This window comes from Methanocaldococcus lauensis (assembly GCF_902827225.1).
In the GTDB taxonomy this organism is placed as follows: Archaea; AGJL01; Methanococci; order Methanococcales; family Methanocaldococcaceae; genus Methanocaldococcus; species Methanocaldococcus lauensis.
Genome location: NZ_LR792632.1, coordinates 1,111,627 through 1,130,292 on the forward strand (window position 1 = coordinate 1,111,627; position 18,666 = coordinate 1,130,292).

14 protein-coding genes are annotated in these 18,666 nt (G+C 29.1%); 3 read left to right on the forward strand and 11 right to left on the reverse strand.

Features of this window, described 5'->3' with window-relative positions; all coding sequences use genetic code 11:
* The first annotated feature begins 141 nt into the window (after window positions 1–141).
* Window positions 142–747 carry a TIGR00296 family protein gene (locus KMP69_RS05995; protein WP_214399553.1) on the forward strand — a complete coding sequence of 202 codons (606 nt, stop codon included), beginning with the start codon at window positions 142–144 and terminating at the stop codon, window positions 745–747.
* On the opposite strand, the gene KMP69_RS06000 is transcribed toward KMP69_RS05995, so the two are convergent.
* From KMP69_RS06000 to rgy, 7 genes are read right to left on the reverse strand one after another with little or no spacing between them, the layout of a single operon-like run.
* Window positions 744–2,063, reverse strand: a complete 1,320-nt coding sequence (locus tag KMP69_RS06000) for a vWA domain-containing protein (protein ID WP_214399554.1) — start codon at window positions 2,061–2,063, stop codon at window positions 744–746. The genes KMP69_RS05995 and KMP69_RS06000 overlap by 4 nt on opposite strands.
* Window positions 2,064–2,066: 3 nt before the next feature.
* Window positions 2,067–3,188 (reverse strand): AAA family ATPase, encoded by a 1,122-nt coding sequence (locus KMP69_RS06005; RefSeq protein ID WP_214399555.1) that lies wholly within the window; start codon window positions 3,186–3,188, stop codon window positions 2,067–2,069.
* 31 nt (window positions 3,189–3,219) lie between these two features.
* Window positions 3,220–3,972: a precorrin-3B C(17)-methyltransferase gene (cobJ, locus tag KMP69_RS06010; protein WP_214400775.1), complete on the reverse strand. Its 753-nt coding sequence runs from the start codon at window positions 3,970–3,972 to the stop codon at window positions 3,220–3,222.
* Between the two features lie 11 nt (window positions 3,973–3,983).
* Window positions 3,984–5,003: a deoxyhypusine synthase gene (locus KMP69_RS06015; protein WP_214399556.1), complete on the reverse strand. Its 1,020-nt coding sequence runs from the start codon at window positions 5,001–5,003 to the stop codon at window positions 3,984–3,986.
* A gap of 30 nt (window positions 5,004–5,033) precedes the next feature.
* Window positions 5,034–5,915: a tyramine--L-glutamate ligase gene (gene mfnD, locus KMP69_RS06020; protein WP_214399557.1), complete on the reverse strand. Its 882-nt coding sequence runs from the start codon at window positions 5,913–5,915 to the stop codon at window positions 5,034–5,036.
* Between the two features lie 25 nt (window positions 5,916–5,940).
* Complete coding sequence (locus KMP69_RS06025; protein WP_214399558.1) at window positions 5,941–6,648, reverse strand: Rossmann-like domain-containing protein; 708 nt, start codon at window positions 6,646–6,648, stop codon at window positions 5,941–5,943.
* A 42-nt stretch (window positions 6,649–6,690) separates the two neighbouring features.
* The gene (gene rgy / locus KMP69_RS06030) at window positions 6,691–11,535 is read right to left on the reverse strand and encodes a reverse gyrase (protein ID WP_214399559.1); all 4,845 of its coding nucleotides are present in this window, start codon (window positions 11,533–11,535) and stop codon (window positions 6,691–6,693) included.
* Between the two features lie 90 nt (window positions 11,536–11,625).
* Here rgy and taw3 point away from each other — a divergent pair, with 90 nt between their 5' ends.
* Together taw3 and KMP69_RS06040 are read left to right on the forward strand one after the other, a co-directional pair.
* The gene (gene taw3 / locus KMP69_RS06035; protein ID WP_214399560.1) at window positions 11,626–12,210 is read left to right on the forward strand and encodes a tRNA(Phe) 7-((3-amino-3-carboxypropyl)-4-demethylwyosine(37)-N(4))-methyltransferase Taw3; all 585 of its coding nucleotides are present in this window, start codon (window positions 11,626–11,628) and stop codon (window positions 12,208–12,210) included.
* A 33-nt stretch (window positions 12,211–12,243) separates the two neighbouring features.
* Window positions 12,244–14,574 carry a DEAD/DEAH box helicase gene (locus KMP69_RS06040; protein ID WP_214400777.1) on the forward strand — a complete coding sequence of 777 codons (2,331 nt, stop codon included), beginning with the start codon at window positions 12,244–12,246 and terminating at the stop codon, window positions 14,572–14,574.
* A 6-nt stretch (window positions 14,575–14,580) separates the two neighbouring features.
* Here the strand turns inward: KMP69_RS06040 and frhB are convergent, their stop codons facing one another.
* The 4 genes from frhB to frhA all read right to left on the reverse strand — a co-directional run bounded on the left by frhB (window position 14,581) and on the right by frhA (window position 18,026).
* Window positions 14,581–15,429 carry a coenzyme F420 hydrogenase subunit beta gene (gene frhB, locus KMP69_RS06045; RefSeq protein WP_214399561.1) on the reverse strand — a complete coding sequence of 283 codons (849 nt, stop codon included), beginning with the start codon at window positions 15,427–15,429 and terminating at the stop codon, window positions 14,581–14,583.
* A 48-nt stretch (window positions 15,430–15,477) separates the two neighbouring features.
* Window positions 15,478–16,161, reverse strand: a complete 684-nt coding sequence (gene frhG / locus KMP69_RS06050) for a coenzyme F420 hydrogenase subunit gamma (RefSeq protein WP_214399562.1) — start codon at window positions 16,159–16,161, stop codon at window positions 15,478–15,480.
* A 1-nt stretch (window position 16,162) separates the two neighbouring features.
* Window positions 16,163–16,714 carry a coenzyme F420-reducing hydrogenase, FrhD protein gene (gene frhD / locus KMP69_RS06055; protein ID WP_394357593.1) on the reverse strand — a complete coding sequence of 184 codons (552 nt, stop codon included), beginning with the start codon at window positions 16,712–16,714 and terminating at the stop codon, window positions 16,163–16,165.
* Window positions 16,715–16,793: 79 nt separating this feature from the next.
* Entirely contained in the window at window positions 16,794–18,026 is a 1,233-nt protein-coding gene (gene frhA / locus KMP69_RS06060; protein ID WP_214399564.1) for a coenzyme F420 hydrogenase subunit alpha, read from the reverse strand.
* Window positions 18,027–18,666 lie beyond the last annotated feature (640 nt).

Sequence of the window (18,666 nt, forward strand, 5' to 3'; positions counted from 1 at the left end):
CCGTTCAGCCCAAAGTCCAATGAATCTATAGCAGAGAGAATGGTAATCTCGATGAAGCTGTGGGCTGAGGACAACCCTTTTCCATAGCCGTATGTTGCTAAATGCTATTATATACTATGAAAATGAGAAACGGTGAAAAATATGAGATTATTAACATTAGAAGAGGGAACCTTTGCCGTAAAATTTGCAAGAGCTGTTATAGAAAATTACCTATCTGGAAAAGACGTTATTGTAGAAAATTATCCAGATGTATTTAATGAAAAAAGAGGATGTTTTTGCACTCTTCACACATATCCTGAGAGAGAACTAAGAGGATGTATTGGAATTCCTGAACCAATATTACCATTAATCAAGGCATTAGAAGAAGCGGCAATAAGTGCGGCTACAAAAGACCCAAGATTTCCTCCTGTAACATTAGAAGAAATGGATTATATTATTATAGAGGTAAGTATATTAACTCCTCCAGAACTTATAAAAGTTAGACATCCAAGAGAGTATTTAGAAAAAATAAAAATTGGTAGAGATGGATTGATTATAAAATATGGAATGCACTCTGGACTTTTATTACCTCAAGTACCTGTTGAATTTGGGTGGGATGTAGAGGAATATTTGGCTCATTTATGTTTAAAGGCTGGATTGCCCCCAGATATGTGGTTAGATGAAAATGCAAAAATTTATAGATTTGAGGCACAGATATTTGAAGAAGTTGAGCCAAGAGGAGAGGTCGTTGAGAAAAAGTTAATTTAAACTAAACTTTTATAAATCTTTTTTGTTTCTTCATCTGCCAAGTCATAAACTTTTATAACCTCATCAGAAATCATTTTTAAGGTTTCAGTTGGGAAGGTTTCTACAAACACAGAAATTAATTTAACGTTATTTTCATTTTTAAACATATTAAATTCTTTTAAAAATTTATTACTCACTTCTGCATAACCGTCAGTTATAAATAAAATGTCTGCGTTTTTAAAGGTTTTATTTTCTTTTATTATATTTACCGCCCTATATAATGGCTCTTCAAAGTTTGTTCCTCCTCCAAAGTATATTGAGGCAATTTCAATTATTTCATCTATACTTACATCTTTAGGGTTTATCTTTTTTTCAAATCTAACGCCGTCATCAAAGGCAATATAATAAAGGTTTCTATTTTCTCTTTTAGCAATTTCTATTAAGGATATTGCAACAGCCTTTCCCCATATCTCCCTTTCTCCATACATTGAACCACTGTGATCTAACAAAACTATAATAGGCCCTTTTTGTCTTTCCAATTTGTTGTATATATCATAAATTAAAAGTTTTTTATCCATATATCTCCTCAAAAAATCGTAGTATAATATTTCATCAGAAAAATTAACTATTTCTTTAGGTAATAACTTTTTTAAGTCCCTACCAATTTTTATTGAATAAACATCTCCTGAATAGTGTCTAATTTTTGATTTATATTCGTTTATTGCAATTAATCTTAACTTCCCTAATTTTTTTATTATTTCTTTAATTTTTTTATTTTGTAAAATTTTATCTGCTAACTTTATTTTATCTTCAACTGACAGTATTTTTTTATCTCCTTTTCCTTTACCAAAATTTTTAATTGATTTATATCCTTCAAAAACATCAAAAATTTCATTTGAGATTTCTTTCATAGTTTCCTTTGCAGTTTCTTTTAATTTCTCCTCTAAATCTTTACTTTTTCCTCCAGAAATATATTTCTTTAACTCTTTATTTAATTTCTTAAGTTTTAAATTTTCGAAAAATTTTTCACAGAACATTATTGTAGCGGTTCCTGCATTAACTTCATCCAACTCAGTTAAAAGTTTGCTTTTCTCATACTCAATATTTTTCATTGCACCCTCTAAAATTGCCTTATTTATTTTAAATTTTTCTTCAATATGCTCGTTGAATTCAACAACATATTTAAAGAATGCGTAAAATGTATCCTCCGCCAACTTTTCGTGAATTGGATGATATTGTGAATAATAGTTAAGAAGTTTTTGTAAGTATTTGCTGTTCTTTAAAAACCTCTCAAAACTTTTTTTATCGTATGCATCATGTTTTATAACATTTTTCATAATCTAACCCTTTAACAACTCTTCAACATACTTTTTTACACCTTCAACCTCTTTTAAAACATCATCAACAAGTTCATAAGGTTTATTTTTTTCAATTGCCTTATTTTTAACATCTTTTAATGTTATAACCATACTATTCAACTTACCTAAAATTTCAAGGCATTTTCTATACTCTATTCCACCTAACTGTATTTTATCTTTATCAATTTTTTTTATTTCATTTATAAGATTATCTAATATTTCTCTCTGCTCTAATGCAAAACCAGCGTAATGGTTTGATACTTTAAAAATTTCAACTGAAACCTTAAAGAATTCATCTGGCTCGTTCCAATATATATGCCTTAAAATGTCTAAATCATTTACATCTGCCTTTTCTTTTCCATTTAAGTATGCAAAACATTTAACAGCCTTAGCAGACTTTTTAAATCTTCTATCTGAAATTTTTATACCTTCACTTTCCAATGCTATTTTTATTCTAATCAAACTTTCTTTTATGTCAGAAATATCTACTTTCAAAGCCTCTTTTTGCAACTTTTTAAGTTCATCAATGTCTATAACAGTTTTTGGCTTATATTCTTCTTCCAAATCAATAAGTTTTGAAAGATTTTCATAACATTTTATACCTCTCACAACTTTCCTAAATAAAAACCTATCGTAAAATGCCAATAGTTCATTTTCCTCTGGCAACTCGTTGGACGCTCCAAACAAACTTATTAAAGGAACTTTCTCTATTTTGTCTCCATTGTGATAGATTCTTTCATTTATAATGGATAGTAATGCATTTAATATACTACTATTTGCTTTAAAAACTTCATCTAAAAAAGCAATTTCAGCCGTAGGTAAATAGCCATTAGTTTTCCTAACAAATTTATCATTATCTTTTAATTCTTTAATGCTTAATGGTCCAAAAAGTTCATCCTCTGTAGTAAATCTTGTTACAAGTTTTTCAAAGTAGTTGGCATTTAGATGAGAGGCAATAGCTCTAATTAATTGTGACTTAGCAGTTCCAGGATTTCCTAAAAATACAGTATGTTCATTAGCCAATATAGAAGTTAAAGCTATATCTATTTCCTCTCTTCTTTCTAAAAAATAACTATTTAACTCTTCTCTTATCTTTTCAAGCATACATTCCACCTAAATTTTTATAAAATAATTTTTATAAAATTTTATATTTATTGAGATATCCTCTTGGAGTTACCATCTTATTGTTTATAATTTTTGTTGAGGAATTACCAATAATTATTATTGTGTTCATATCTATAAATTCTAAGTATTTTTCTAAATTTTTATAAAATTCTTCAAAGTTTGTAATTAAATATTCTTCATTATCTCTTCCAGCATTTTTTACTATCCCAATAATGTAATTTACATCTTTTACAAAATCTTTTAATATATCTATAGCTTTCAAAAATGGCTCTTTTCTTTTCTTACTTAGTGGGTTGTATATGCAGATAACAAAATCCCCTTTTAAAGCGTATTCAAATCTTTTTAATATAGTACTTAGTGGAGTTAATAAATCACTAAAACTTATAACAACAAAATCATGATTTAACGGACTTCCTAAAACTGATGAAGCCAATGAAGCGGCAGTAATTCCAGGAATTACCCTTATTTCTACATTGTAGTTTTTAATTGAATTTATCTCGTATGCTAATGAAGCTAATCCATAAATTGTAGGGTCTCCACTCGAAACTAAAGCAACATCTTTATATTTAGCCTCTTTTAAAGCATACTCTACTCTGTCAATCTCTTTCGTCATTCCAGTTGTATATATTGGTTTGTTAAACCTTTCAACATATTTTTTGTAATTTTTATAGCACACTATTAAATCTACATTTTTTAAAACTTCTTCTGCCTCCTTAGTTATATGTAATTTACTACCACTACCAATACCAACAACATATAGCATATTTTCAACCTTTATTCTTTCATCACACAATAAACCAATAATGGAAATATTATTGTAGCATCTCCCCAAATTTCCACATAATCTGCTTTACTTCCAATCTTTCCCCATGAAACTCCTTCTTCTGGAGGAGCTCCACTTAAAGAACCGTCCCAAGGTAATGCCGTAGTTATGTATATAGCATAGTCAGTTCCTTCCCTAAATAGGTTTGCATTTATAATACTATGCTTAGGTAGTGAGCCTCCTAAAACTATGCACGCAGTTTTTTTAGAATTTATGGCTATATCATTTAATTTTACAATATCATTTGCTATATCTATCATCAAATCAGTGTCTTTTTTATATTTTTTAAAAAAATATAGCATATCTCCAATAGAACCGTCAGTTATAGCTGGACAAAATATAGGGATGTTGTTTTTATATGCCCAATACAATATTGACTTTTCTTTCTCTTTATCCTTTAATTTTTTGTCTATAAATTCCCCTAATTTGTATGTAAATTCACTTGCTGTAATAATCTTACCACTTTCTTTTTCTAAGTTTAGGATTTCTTCAAAAAACTCCATCATATATTCCTCAAATGCTATGTATCTGTCATTAGGGACAAAAATATTCCCAATCCTATTTATTCCCTTTTCTCTTAAAATTTTCCCACTTACATCCCAATCTCCCAATATAAAGGGCTTCAAGCATTTTATAAAATCCTCCTCTACTCCACCAGCAGTCGTAACAATAACATCAACCTTTTTATGCTTTACAAGGTATGCTATAATCTCCCTTAGTCCAGAAGATACAATATTTGAAGTGTATCCAAAAAATACAGTTATCTCCTTTCCCCTTTTCCTTTTATCTTCAATTTCTTTCCAAATATTTATTGCTTTTCCTATATGAGATGCCTGAAAACCAATCTTTAAGTAGTATTTTTTGATAACTTCTTCTAAGCTAATATTATCATCTAACCAAGGACCTTCAATTTCAATTCCTTTTATATCTACACTTTCTTTAAGCACAATATCTTTTGGATTTTTTTCCATATTTTCACCAAAAAATTAATTATTTTTAATTTATTTGTCAATTGTAAAGTTTTCTCCTCTAACTTTAAATTTTAGTTCTTCATTCTTTGCATTTTTTATTAATAATTCTCCTAAACTTGGTTTTGTTTTTAATCCATAGACAGTTGTTGTTATTCTTGGATTTATTTCAATAATAAAAATTTCATCATTATTAACTATGACATCAACTCCTACATAACCATTTAACCCATTTATATATTTAATACCTTTAATCACCTCGTTAAAAATTATATCTTTTAATTTGTGCTCAATATTCACATCTGCCCCAATAAAACCTCTATCATCAATATACTGTTTGTTTAAAGATAGAGGATAAATCTTATTTTTTCCAACAATTAAAGACACTGACAAATTTTCTCCATCAATAAATTCCTGAATTATGTAATTATCATCTAAAATTTCAAATTTTCCACCACATCCATCTATCTTTTTTACTACATACTTCTTTGGAGGAAATGTTTTAGGAACTTTTACAAAATCTTTAATTGCTAAGTATGTTAAATATTTATTTCCAGCAATTTTTATACCTTCTGAAAAACTACCTAAATTTTTTACTGGATATTTTTCGATGATTTTTGTTAAATTGTATAATATATTATCTTCTTCTGGAGCTATTGTTAATGCATAGTCAATTTTTTTATTTTTTAAAATGTTGTCTAATTTTTCTTCAACTTCATTTTCATCCTCAACCTCTATTATTTCAAGATTTTTAAAATTTTTGTAGTAATCAACAAAATCCTTATAAATTAAAGATACAACATTGTCAATTTCTAAAAACTGCTTTAATAATGTGTCAAACATCATTTTTCCTTCTTTTAAAATTCCTTCATCTTCAAACCCAGAGGCAATTGCATATTCAAAAAACAATATCATATTTATTTCACCAGGATGAATTATGTTATTTTCCTAATTTACAAAATCTCTCAACTCCTAATATTTTAGCCATTCCAGCAATTGTAGTTCCATAAAAAATAATTCTTTTATTGTATTTTTTAGCTAATTCCCAAATATCCTTAAATGTTCCATTTGCAATAGTTGAACCGGTAGCTAAAACAACATCTGAATTTTTTATTAAATCCTCATTATATTTCCCATGAATAATTTTAGCTCCATATTTTATTTTTCCAACATTTTCTGGATTTAAATCACTAACTATAACATTTTCAGAGCCAAATGCATTAACAATCTCTTTAACAAATGCTGGTTGAAACCCAATAATACCAATTTTTTTTGGTTTCAATTCCTTTAGGTATTTAACAAATTCTTTTGCACATTTTTCTGGTTCATCTCCAGTGCAATGAACAGTTCTATCAACTAATCCAAGGTATCTCATAACAGCATTTAATGTTGCTATTATTTCAGCTCTATTTCCTTTATCTAAAAGTTCTTTAATAGTTCCTTTAAATTCTACAGGTTTATCTGTGAAGGCATCCCCATAACAACCTTTAAAATTAGCTCTCAATAAAATTTCTTTACCACTCATTAATGGATAATCTTTAATTCTTGTTGTATCTAACTTAGTATCTGATATTTTAATCTCAACCTTTTCATATAGCAGATTATTTTCTTCTGTAAGATTTTTTAAAACTTCTTTAGGGGATAACATACAGTTCACCTCTATGAAGTATCTATAAAATATAAAGTGTTATTATTTTATACTCAAAATTTCTTCATATAGAGATTTTAAAACTTCCAAATAATCTACTTCGCCATTTTCAATTTTATCCATAATTTCCTCTAACTCTCTTGTTCTCTCCTCTGATATTAGATGAGGATAATTATTTATTAGATAATTATAAACTTCAATTCCTAATTTTGTAGGAATTAATTTATTTTTACCTTTACTTTTAATTACATATCTTCTATCTAATAACTTTTTAATAATTTGGGCGTAGGTTGAAGGTCTTCCAATACCCCTCTCTTTCATTAGTTTAATAACTTCTCCTTCATCATACAATGGAACTTTTGGAACTTTTTTAATACTCTTTTCCAACACTTTTAAGGAATTTTTCTCTATTCTTGGAAGCTTTTTTAACTTTAAATTATAAATTCTACTCCATCCATCAAACTTTATATCTATGTATCCTTCAATTTTTTCATCTAAATCTTTTATATATATCTCTTCATATTCAACAATCGCCTCTTTCATTTGAGAGGCAATAAATCTTCTAAATATTAAATCATAAACCTTTATGTGGTTTTTTGTTAATTTTATATTATTCTCTTTTAAAAACTCAATAAGTTCTTCTGTGTCCATAGGCTTTGTAGGTCTTATACATTCATGAGCCCCTTCCATAAAATACTCTCTATTTTTTAAATAATCCTCTAAATTATTTAGTTTTAAATATTCCTTTGCAACTCTCATTCCATCTAACGAAACTCTCGTTGAAGAGGTTCTGTGATATGTGCAGTTATGTGAAATAACCCCATTTGATATAAAGTTTTGGTTATTTTTAATGGTTAGGTCATAAACATATCCATCATAGAAAATATCTTCTACATTTTTAACCCTAACAAATGATATGTCCCCATTAACAATTTTTTCTAAAAACTCTTTATATTCTGAGTTATTTACATATTTTAAAACTGTCTTTAATTTTTTTCTTGGAATATTGTTTGTCTTTTCTTTATACCAATTTTCAATGTATATCTTACTATCTTTTAGTATATACTTTCTTCCTTTTTTGAATGTTAATTTTTCAAATATTTCTTTTACTGGTAATAAATCACATCCAAATCCTTCCCCATGTTCTTCCCTATATGTTTTATAACCTCTCTCAAATGCTTCTTTTCTAATTCTTAGATATTTGGCAATTTTCTCCTTAAAGGTTTCTAATGATTTATTGCTTATTATTAAGGAGTAAATTCCATTTTTATCTTTATGCAATCTGTTTAAGATTCCAATTGAGTTTAAGTAAATTCCTATCTTTTCTAAAACTTCTCTTCTTTTTGAGGTTAAAAACATTCTTAAATTATGTTTTTTAACATTTTTGTCATACAGTAATGAGAAACATCCATCAGTATCAAAATAACCAGCAATTAGTGCATTAACATAGTTTTCTGGAAGAGAGAATATTATTCCATTTAATTTTCCTTCTCTTGTTCCTAATTTTCTTAAAATTTCTGCAATGATTGGATTTGAAATATTTACTTGATTTCCAGAAATCCAATTATGTAAGAATGGAAATGTTTCATCCAATATAGTTTTAACATCTTTTAGTGGAGTTTGTGCAATCTTAATTTTGCTATTTTGAATGGACCCATCACCTAAAACTAATCCTACAAAATACCAAAACCTTTCATCTAATTTAAATAATGGAATTTTTTTAGTGCCTGCAACACTTTTGTATATATATTTTGCTTCCTTTTCAACCTCATCTAAATTAAAGTTCCATTCTATCAAATACTTTAATGGAACTCTTTTATTTCTAAGATATTTATATTTTGTACTAGTTTTGATATTTTTCCTAATAAATTCTTCTATTTTTTCAAATATTCTTGAATTCTCGTCAAACTCTATTAAAACATCAGTAATGTCTAAATATTTCAAAAGATTCAATAATGATATTGGTTTTCTATCAACTTTGTAGTTAAAAGGCATTGCAATGTAATCATTTTCTTTAATATCTTTTGCAGATATCCATCTCAATTGATTATCTCTTAAAACCAATAAGTGGTGGTCGGGAGTTGCTTTTATCTCATAATTATTTGATAATACAATTTTTCTTAGATTTCCAGTGTATCTCAATTTCCAGAATTTTGTGGCAATGTCTTTCTTTATTGATAAATCATCTAAATCTAACGATAAAATATTTCCTTCTTGAGTATTAACAATATCTTCAATTGTTTCAATTCTACCATCTCCCAATACAACATAAGTGTCTGGTGTTAAACACAATCCCAATTCAAACAGTTCTTGAGCAATAGCCATTACTTCATCTGCACTTAAATTAAATCTCTTTGTAGATTCTTCCAATAAAGTATCTGTCGTAAATGGAGGCAAAGGATGAATTTCTTTCTCATATATTTTGACATCAACTTCTACCTCATCCTTATCAAATTCTTTTTCCCAAACCTTTCCTATGTAAATGTCATTTTCCAATTTTAATGATAAGTAAGGAACTTTTATTTTATGTTCGTTGTATCTCTCTATAATCCATCCTAAGACAGGAGTTTGAACTCTACCAGCAGATAGATAGTTGTTATTAAATACCTCCCACAACTTTTGACTTAACCTAAATCCAATCCACCTATCTTCTATTCTTCTAACAACTTGCCCCTTAACTTTATTTTCATCTAACTTTAACTCCTCTCCTCTTTTAAATGATTCAACAGCCTTTAAAATAGCCCTCTTTGTAATTTCGTTAAAGCCAACTCTATATATGTTTTTGTTAAATGGAAGACTGTTAAGTGCTATATCATAGCCTATCTTTTCTCCCTCAGTATCAATATCTGTTGCTATAAATATAGCATCTACTTCATCGGCTATTTCTCTAATAATCTCTATATTTTCCTTAGAATCCATAAAATTGACTTTTTCTCCACTTTTTGATAGTTGTTTTAACAACTCCTCTATATTCTTCTGGTCTGTAAATTGTTCCCCATTAACTTTCTTAATTGATGTATATATTGGAATGTAAAGATTATCTTCTATCTTTACTCCATAAAATCCTTCTTTTGTAACTAAATCAAATACATGTCCTCCACTTGCAGTTATAATTAAATTTATGTCTCCTATACAAACTTCATAAACATTCCTATTGTTTATCTTCCTAACTGAAGGTTTTCCAAAGAAACTTGCAATAGTTCTTGCCTTGTTTGGACTTTCTACAACCATTAAAACAGATTTTAGTAAATCAGGAATTTTTCCAGTAATTCTTCCTTTTTTAATTTTTTCTCTATCTTCGTCAATTTTTTTAATTAACTCCTCTAAGTTAGTTTCATCTATCTTTTTAAATTCACTTTCATACATAAACAGTATGTATTTTTTGAGATACTCAAAAATCTCTTTTTCATCAACCAACACTATACTTGCTCCTTTGGTTAAACCAAATTCTGTCATTCTTGATGTTCTTCCAGATGCTTGAATATATGTTTTTACATCTGGAATTAACAATAGATACTCATTATCCTCTACTCTTATAGAGAAATTCTTTATCTTCAATTTTTCAGAAACTATTTCTTTAATCTCCTCTAAGGTTTTCCCTTCAATATCTATATCTTCTTTTAATTCACCTTTTTCTTTTAATTTCTCAATATATTCTTTTAACTTGATTTTAAACTTAGGAACTCCATAGAATATGGCATACCTAACCCTTTCGGGCATATCTAAACCTCTAACTAAAACTCCGTAGTAAGAGGCTACACCAATTAAAACATCTAATTTTCCTTCTCTAAAGTCATCAAATCCTTTTTTATCTTTTGAATGTATTAACTTTGCCTTTATACCATTTTTAATTAAAAATTCTTCAATCTCTTTTGCTTTTTCAACTCCATAATCTATTGAGACAAATACAAGTCCTCCACTACCAAATATTTTTATGTATTCCAATACTTTATTTAAACTGAGTTCTTCATCATATATATCTTCAACATCTCTAAGTTTGTTCATTCCATAGCCAACTTCAAAATTCAACAATTCCCTATAAAGTTTTACTCTATCTCCATAACTCTTTCCAGTGGCTGAGGCAATTATTAAACATCCATATTTTATTTTTGACAATTTCTTCTTTAAAATTTCTCTCTTTTTTAATGCATCTTCTATCTTTCCAATTTTTATTAGGTATATTATTTTATATGCTTCATTAATTATTTCATCGTCAAATCCCAACAATTTTAAAGTTCTATCAACATTTTTAGATGCCTTTAATAATGCATCAACATCATCCACAAATATAAAGTCAAATTTTGTGTTTGGAGGATTTTTTGCCAAATAGTTTGAAGTTGTTATCAATATATCAAAATCATTGTTATCTATTTTCTCTTTAACTTCCTTCTTTTCTTTTGTAGATAATTCTGAATGATAGGCAACAACATTTATTTTTAAATTATTTTTATCTATCAAAGAGATAATTCTTTCATAGGTTTGTTTTACCAATAAAGTTGTAGGTAAGATTATATAACATTTTTTTTCTTTTTTTGCTAAGAATAAACTCATCAATACTCCAAAGAAACTCTTCCCCACACCAGTTGGGGCAACAATTGAAAAACTTTTATTTTTTAAAACTCTCTTAGCCCACATTCTTTGAATACTCAACAACTCATAGCCTAAACTTTTTACAAATTCCTCAAATTCTTTAAACTCATTTAATATTCTGCAATAATCTCTTAAATTTTTTAAAGTTTTTTCTTCTCTAAGTTTTTTACATAATTCTAAGTTATCTTTAACATATTCATCCTTTAAGCATTTTTCACATACTCCTACTTCAAATCTTTCGCTATAAATCTCTCCATTACAGTTAGGGCACATTTCTTTAAATATCATAGGTATCATAATAAACACCAAAATTATTAATAAATTATTTTTTATTTATTTTTGATTTCAACAAAATTGGTTTAAAAACTTTTTGCTTTGAGTGAGAGTATGGGATTTGAAGATGACAAAAAAAGAACATTGATAAATTTAGAATTAGCAATTAGAGAGAACTTAGTAGATAAAGATATAATTCCAATACTTGAAAAAATAAATAGTTTGGAAAATTATTACACTACGAGTTCTTGCATAGGTAGAGTAGGAATAATGGAAATACCAAAAGATAAAAATCCAAAATTATATTCAAAGTGGTTGGGTAAATGGCACCACTATGCTACATACGAAGAGATGTTTAACGCTCTAAAAAATATTTCCAATGGGAAAAATTATATTATCTTTGTTATGAACTCTCCTATATTACATATAGCATCAAAAGATATTGACTCTGCAAAAAAAATGCTTGAATTAGCAATACATTCTGGTTTAAAAAGTTCTTCAATAAAATCTATATCTAAGAAAAGGATAATCGTTGAAATTTTAACTACCTATAAAGTAGATACTCCAATAGGAGAAGATGGAAAGATATTTGTAGATAACAACTACTTAAAGTTTTTATTAGATTATAGTAATTCCAAACTCAAAAGAGCAAGAGAAATTTTTATGAGATGGGTAAATAATTTAGATAAACTAAAATAATATATTAAATTTAAAACTAAGAGTAGGATGGATATGTACATAGAGCATCCTTTAATAAAACCAAGAACATTAGAGGCAAGGTTGTATCAACAGATTATAGCGGCAAATGCTTTAAAGAAAAAGACATTGTGCGTTTTACCGACTGGTTTAGGAAAAACTGCAATTGCTATATTGGTTATAGTGGGTATTTTAACAAAAAAAGATGGTAAAGTTTTAATTTTAGCCCCTTCGAGACCATTAGTAGAGCAACATTGTAGAAGATTAAAAGAAATTTTAAATATTGAAGAAGATAAAATAATTGCATTAACTGGAAAAATTCCTCCAAAAAAAAGAGTTGAACTATATAAAAAAGGTAAAATATTTGTTGCCACTCCTCAAGTTATTGAGAATGACATTATTGCTAAAAGAATTAATATTGAGGACTTTGTATTGTTAATTGCGGATGAGGCACATCACACAGTTGGAGACCATTCATATGCATTTGTATCTAAGGCATTTAAAGATAAATGTCATATTTTAGGATTAACTGCCTCTCCCGGGGCTGATATTGATAGATTAATGGAAATCTGTGAAAACTTAGGAATAGAGCATGTTGAAGTTAGAACTGAGGATGATGAAGATGTAAAGCCATACATTGCCAAAGTTAAATTAATTCCAATAAGATTAGATTTACCAGATGAATTTAAAAAAGCGTTAAAATTAATAAATGAAGCATTAAAAGATAGATTAAAATTTTTAAAAGATTTTGGAGTTATTGACTCTATCAATATAACAAAAACTGAACTCATTGAACTAAATTCTAAGTTATTCGCCTACGATGAAGAAGTTAAGTATGAACTTATAAGGGTGTGCTCAGAGGCTTTAAAGTTAATGCACGCCAAGGATTTATTAGAGAGTCAAGGAAAAAGTGTATTTTTAAACTATATAAATAAATTGTCTTCACAAAGAACTAAATCTGCTAAATCAATAGTAAATGACGAAAGAATTAGAAAGGCAGTAAATATATTATTAAAGACAGATGTAGAACATCCAAAACTGAATAAAGTTGTTGAAATGGTTAAAAGTATTTTGAAAAAAAATGAAGATGAAAGAATTATAATATTCACGCAGTATAGAGACACTGTTGAGAAATTAGTTAATATCTTACACCAAAATGGAATTAAGGCGATAAAGTTTATTGGTCAAGCAAGTAAAGAAGGAAAAGGAATGACTCAAAAACAGCAAATAGAAGCAATAGAGAAGTTTAAAAAAGAAGGAAATGTTTTAGTTTCTACAAGCGTATCTGAGGAAGGGATAGATATTCCAGCGGTAAATTATGTTATCTTTTACGAGCCTGTGCCATCAGAAATTAGGTTAATCCAGAGAAGAGGTAGAGCGATGAGAGGAGAAGGTGGAAAAGCATATATATTAATAGCTAAAGGGACATCTGATGAAGCATATTATAGAAGTGCTTTGTATAAAGAAAAAGAGATGAAAAGACTCTTAAAAAATATATGTTATTTGTTGAACAAAAGATTACAGAAAAAATTAGAGATGGAGAATAAAAGAATAGAAGAGCCTAAAAAAGAAACTATAATAGAAAAAGATATAACAACAATAGATACTAAAAAAGTAGTAGAGATAGAAAGTAAAGAAGAGAACAAAGAGAAAGAAAAAAAGACTTTAACAATATTGGACTTTATTAAGCAGTTTGAAGAAAAATCTAAAAGTAAGGTTGAAGAAACTGACGAAGACAAAATTGAAAAACCCATTAAGATTATTGTGGATGTCAGAGAAAAAAATATTGCCAAGTTATTACATAAATATGCTGATGTTGAACTAAAAACTTTAGAAGTTGGAGATTATGTTTTAAGTGATAGAGTTGTTGTTGAGAGGAAAACTTCTGAGGATTTTGTAAATTCAATAATTGATAAGAGGTTATTTTCACAGTTAAAAAATCTTAAAAAAGTTGAAAAACCGTTACTTATTATAGAAGGAGAAAACTTTAGCAGAATACATGAAAATGCCTTAAAAGGGGCGATTTTATCAGTTATTTTTGACTTTGGAATACCAATATTATTTACAAAAAATGTTGATGAAACCGTTGATTTATTAATAAAAATTGCTGAAAAAGAGCAATTGAAAGAAAAAAGACCGATTACAATAAGATATGGAAAAACTACAATGAGTTTAAAAGAACAACAAAGGTTTATTGTTGAAAGTTTGCCTGATGTTGGTGGTGCATTAGCTGATAGATTATTAAAACATTTTAAAACTGTTGAAAGAGTATTTACAGCAAAAGAAGATGAATTAATGAAAGTTGAAGGAGTAGGAGAAGAGAGGGCTAAGAAAATTAGGAAAGTTTTAACAGCAAAATATGAGTAATGTTTTTTAATAAGGAACAGGCAAACCAAGTTCTTTTCTATGTTCAATCTCTTTTAGATTTTTCTCTTTTTTAGTTAGAGCTAATTTTTTAACTAAATCTAAACCAGGTTTAACCTCTTCTATTGGTTTAACTTCTAAGTATCCATCTTCAACCATTTTGTTAAATATCTCTTCCCCTTTTGCAGTTCTTATGAAGACAGTGCTCCACCCATCTGGGCTTCCAACGGAACCTGTTGAAATATCTGCTAACTCTGCAGTGTAGTCAGTGCATACGTGACAAGCCACTTGCTCATAAGGATGGGTTTCTTTTAATTTAATTGCTTTTGTTTCTCCCCATTTTGTATAGACCCAAAACTTACCTTTACCAATATCTAATTTAACAACATCTTCCATCTTAACTCCACAGTGTTCTTCTACAATTAACTTTAATCCATTGTATGGGAAGTTTTCCATACAGAAAATTCCTATAATTAATGATATTTTATCAGGAATGTGTCTAAAACCTACAGGATATTTCATTAACTTCCTTACAGCCCTAACTTGGCATGGAGTTCCTACAACTCCAATTTTTTCACAACCATATTCTCTAACAGCACTCTTTAATACTGATACATTAGGGCAGACAGTATATTTTGTTCCTGCCGCCTCTAAAACTTCCTCTGGCGTTGTAGCCACTTTAGGGATTGCTTTAAATTCTCCAGCATTATCTGCTACAATAACTCCATCTAATAAATTATTCTCTAAACCATAAATAAAAGCTGTTGAAACTATACCCCCATCTTGACATGTCTTTAAAACTTCTTTTAATGTACTTCTTGCTGAAACTACTTTCTTATAAGTTCCAAAAGGATCCATCTATTCCACCTCAAAAATTATTTATAAAATTTATACTGATTGAAATGATTACTCTATTTTTTCAATTAACTCTGGAAATCTAATTCTTGGACACTGTACTGAACAAACTCCACATTTAATACACAAATACTGAGTAACATTTGGTCTTCCATCAATCATTTCTATTGCTCTTGTTGGACATGCTGAGGCACAAGTTCCACAACCCATACAGAGAGATTTATTAACCACCTTAGTTAGTAAATCACATCCACATGCTTCACTTCCTTTTTCTGCTAATTCAGCATATGGGGCTAAATATTCCATATCTCCATTTAATGCCGCATTTATTACTGAAACAATAGCCTCTGGTGATGGAGGACATCCTGGAATAGCTAAATCTACTTTAATAACTTCAGTTAATGGAGAGAATGAGCTGTGAACTGGTTTAGATAACTGATTTCCTTTACTGTATCTTGTAACTCCGCCTGTAGCAGCACAAGCTCCTAAGGCAACAACAATCTTTGCTTTTTCTCTTACCTCTTTAGCAATCTCTAAACTATGGTGGTCATCTAAACACACAGAACCTTCAACTAATGCAATATCACATTCTGGAATCTCTCTAACATCTGCCAATGTTTGACAATAAACTAACTCAATTGAATTTAAAACATCTAATAACTTCTCATAAGTGTCTGCCAAAGAAACTAAGCATCCACAACAACTACACAGTTGAACATGAGCGACTTTAACCACATTAATCACCCCTCAATTCTCTAAGGATAATATTTACTGCCTTATCAAGTGCCTTTTCAACTTCCTCACTCAACCCAATATAAACATCTGGTTCAGAAATATATTTTGCCTGACATCCAATAACTTTAACCTCTATATTATATTTTTCAGCGACCTCTTTTAATAAAGAAGATAAAGGCCAATTGTGAGAATCTAATCTATCATATTTTGGATTTGGTAGCTCATCTTTTTCAATTATTTTTATTTCTCCCGGTTTTAATCCCCAGTCTATTACATCAACGACAATTATTTTTTTTGTCTTTGAATTTTCATCTATCAATGTTAAAACTTGCTGAGGAGCCCCTGTTCCAGCATCTACTAAAGCTATTTTTTCTTTTTCTTTTTCAGTTAAGATTTTATTCAATTTTTCAATGACATGAACGCTAAAACCGTCATCAGCAAATAATATATTCCCACAGGCTAACACCATAACTTCTTTTTTTAGATAGGATGGCGTTAAATCAAACAATTCATCATCATAATCTTTTATTTCAGCTTTCATAGTTTCATTCATTTTTATTTTTTTAAGATTTTAATTTTAAACTCTTTAAGAGAAGATGCCTCTCGGGTCCCTTTCGGGTTCCCCTTGAGGCTTACAACATTTTTCTAACTTCTATGGTTTCTTTTGACTCTTCATCTTTAACTATTATATGAGTAGCACATGATGCTCATATGTCATAGGCTCTCATTATCACTTCAGCATACTGATGTGGGTAACCCTCAATTGCCTTTTCAACTATTGGGAAGTTCCAAGTTGATGCCGCTATGATTCTATAGCTCTTTATTTTTCCATCTTTTCCAACTTCTGCCATGTGTGTATTTGTTGCTCTTGGAGCTTCATGAACTCCAATTCCAAAACCATCTTTGTATTCAACTTCAGCTCTTGTTTTTCCATATATATTAACTTCATCTAAAATTTCTAAGGCTCTATAAACAGCTCCAAGGTTTTCTTGAGCTCTTGCTATGTTGATGTCTAAAGCACTACCTCCTGCTCTAAAGTTTCCAAATTTAACCAATCTTGCTCTTGGTCCTCCTTCAGCAGGAACCCCCTCATATAATGGAATTTGAACTGTTGTAGTATGTATTGCCTCTTCATCATCATAGTATCTTTGAGGAGGAATTTCTACGACACTATCCCAGTTTATAGCATATCTATCTCCATATGTAGTGTGGGAAGCAATGTATGGATATTCATGAGCCCCTAAATCAGGAATTCCTATTTCTTCTAAGTATCTTTCAATTAATTCAGTGTATTTTTCATACAATTCATAGGCATCTTTTTCATACTGTCTTAATGCATAGTATAACTTTGACTTAGATCTTTCAGTTATGTTTGTTCTCATACCCCCAATTACAATGTTTGGAGGATGAATCCCTTCTCCACCTACAATATCAACTACTAACTGTCCAACTTTTCTCATTCTTTGAATTAATTTTATTAATTCAATTCTTAAATTGGTTTCATCTGGCTTTAAAAAGTCATCAATTGTTAATAAGTGGTGTAACGGATGAGAATGTAATCTATTTCCAAGTCCTACTAATTCCCTTAACAATAAACCATCATCAGGAACTTCACAGTCTATTGCATTCTCTATAGCTTCACAGGATGCAATTCCGTGAGTGGTTTGACAAATTCCACAGATTCTCATAACTGCGATAGGAGCAAATTCTGCAGGTCTGCCCCTTAACATTGTTTCGAATCCCCTAACAGGAGTTGTATTTAAATAATATGCTTTATTTACTATTCCCTCATCATTAACTTCTAAAATCAGTTTTGCGTGTCCTTCATGTCTCGTTGTAGGAGATATTTCTATTCTGTTAGCCACAAAATTCACCTCCATAATGATAAACGATAAAAATAAAGATAAGGTTCAACAAATTTACCCATTAATTTTTTCTATATAAACTTATATATGCCTATATCTCTTTAAAAATACCAATGTATGCTTTTAGTTTTTTAGATATGTTACAAAATAGTTTTTTTATTATCTTAGGAATAAAATATAATTAAAAAATAATAAAAAGTAATAGAACTAAAATATTAAAAAATAATAAAAAAATAAAAAATAAAATTAAATTGTGGGAAACCAAACCGTTTCTCATTTCCATAGCATATTTCGTAGTATTTAACAATATATTATACAAACCGATAGCTATGGAAATGGGTTATCCTCAACTCATAGATTCATCGAGAATACCATTCTCTCTGCCATGGGTTCATTGACTTGGGTAGAACGGAGACAGCCCTCAAATGAAATTTATAAGCATTTATATTAACCTCGAAAGCAGAGCCCTCTCATCGGTTATATGATAATATTGTCCCACTGATATTTAGAAACTGCTACAATCCCGAATTAGACGGCTTTTAAACCCCGATTGCCAACCAATGACATCTGGAGGCTATAAGGTTCTTCGCTACAATTTGTCTCAATTGTTCCATTTGTAGCGGAGAACCAGAATGGAATA

Coding starts and splice junctions, on each gene's coding strand:
- KMP69_RS05995 (WP_214399553.1), top strand. CDS start 142: ATGAGATTATTAACATTAGAAGAGGGAACCTTTGCCGTAAAATTTGCA.
- mfnD (WP_214399557.1), bottom strand. CDS start 5,915: ATGATATTGTTTTTTGAATATGCAATTGCCTCTGGGTTTGAAGATGAA.
- rgy (WP_214399559.1), bottom strand. CDS start 11,535: ATGATACCTATGATATTTAAAGAAATGTGCCCTAACTGTAATGGAGAG.
- taw3 (WP_214399560.1), top strand. CDS start 11,626: ATGGGATTTGAAGATGACAAAAAAAGAACATTGATAAATTTAGAATTA.
- frhD (WP_394357593.1), bottom strand. CDS start 16,714: ATGAATGAAACTATGAAAGCTGAAATAAAAGATTATGATGATGAATTG.
- KMP69_RS06025 (WP_214399558.1), bottom strand. CDS start 6,648: ATGTTATCCCCTAAAGAAGTTTTAAAAAATCTTACAGAAGAAAATAAT.
- KMP69_RS06005 (WP_214399555.1), bottom strand. CDS start 3,188: ATGCTTGAAAAGATAAGAGAAGAGTTAAATAGTTATTTTTTAGAAAGA.
- KMP69_RS06000 (WP_214399554.1), bottom strand. CDS start 2,063: ATGAAAAATGTTATAAAACATGATGCATACGATAAAAAAAGTTTTGAG.
- KMP69_RS06040 (WP_214400777.1), top strand. CDS start 12,244: ATGTACATAGAGCATCCTTTAATAAAACCAAGAACATTAGAGGCAAGG.
- frhB (WP_214399561.1), bottom strand. CDS start 15,429: ATGGATCCTTTTGGAACTTATAAGAAAGTAGTTTCAGCAAGAAGTACA.
- cobJ (WP_214400775.1), bottom strand. CDS start 3,972: ATGCTATATGTTGTTGGTATTGGTAGTGGTAGTAAATTACATATAACT.
- KMP69_RS06015 (WP_214399556.1), bottom strand. CDS start 5,003: ATGGAAAAAAATCCAAAAGATATTGTGCTTAAAGAAAGTGTAGATATA.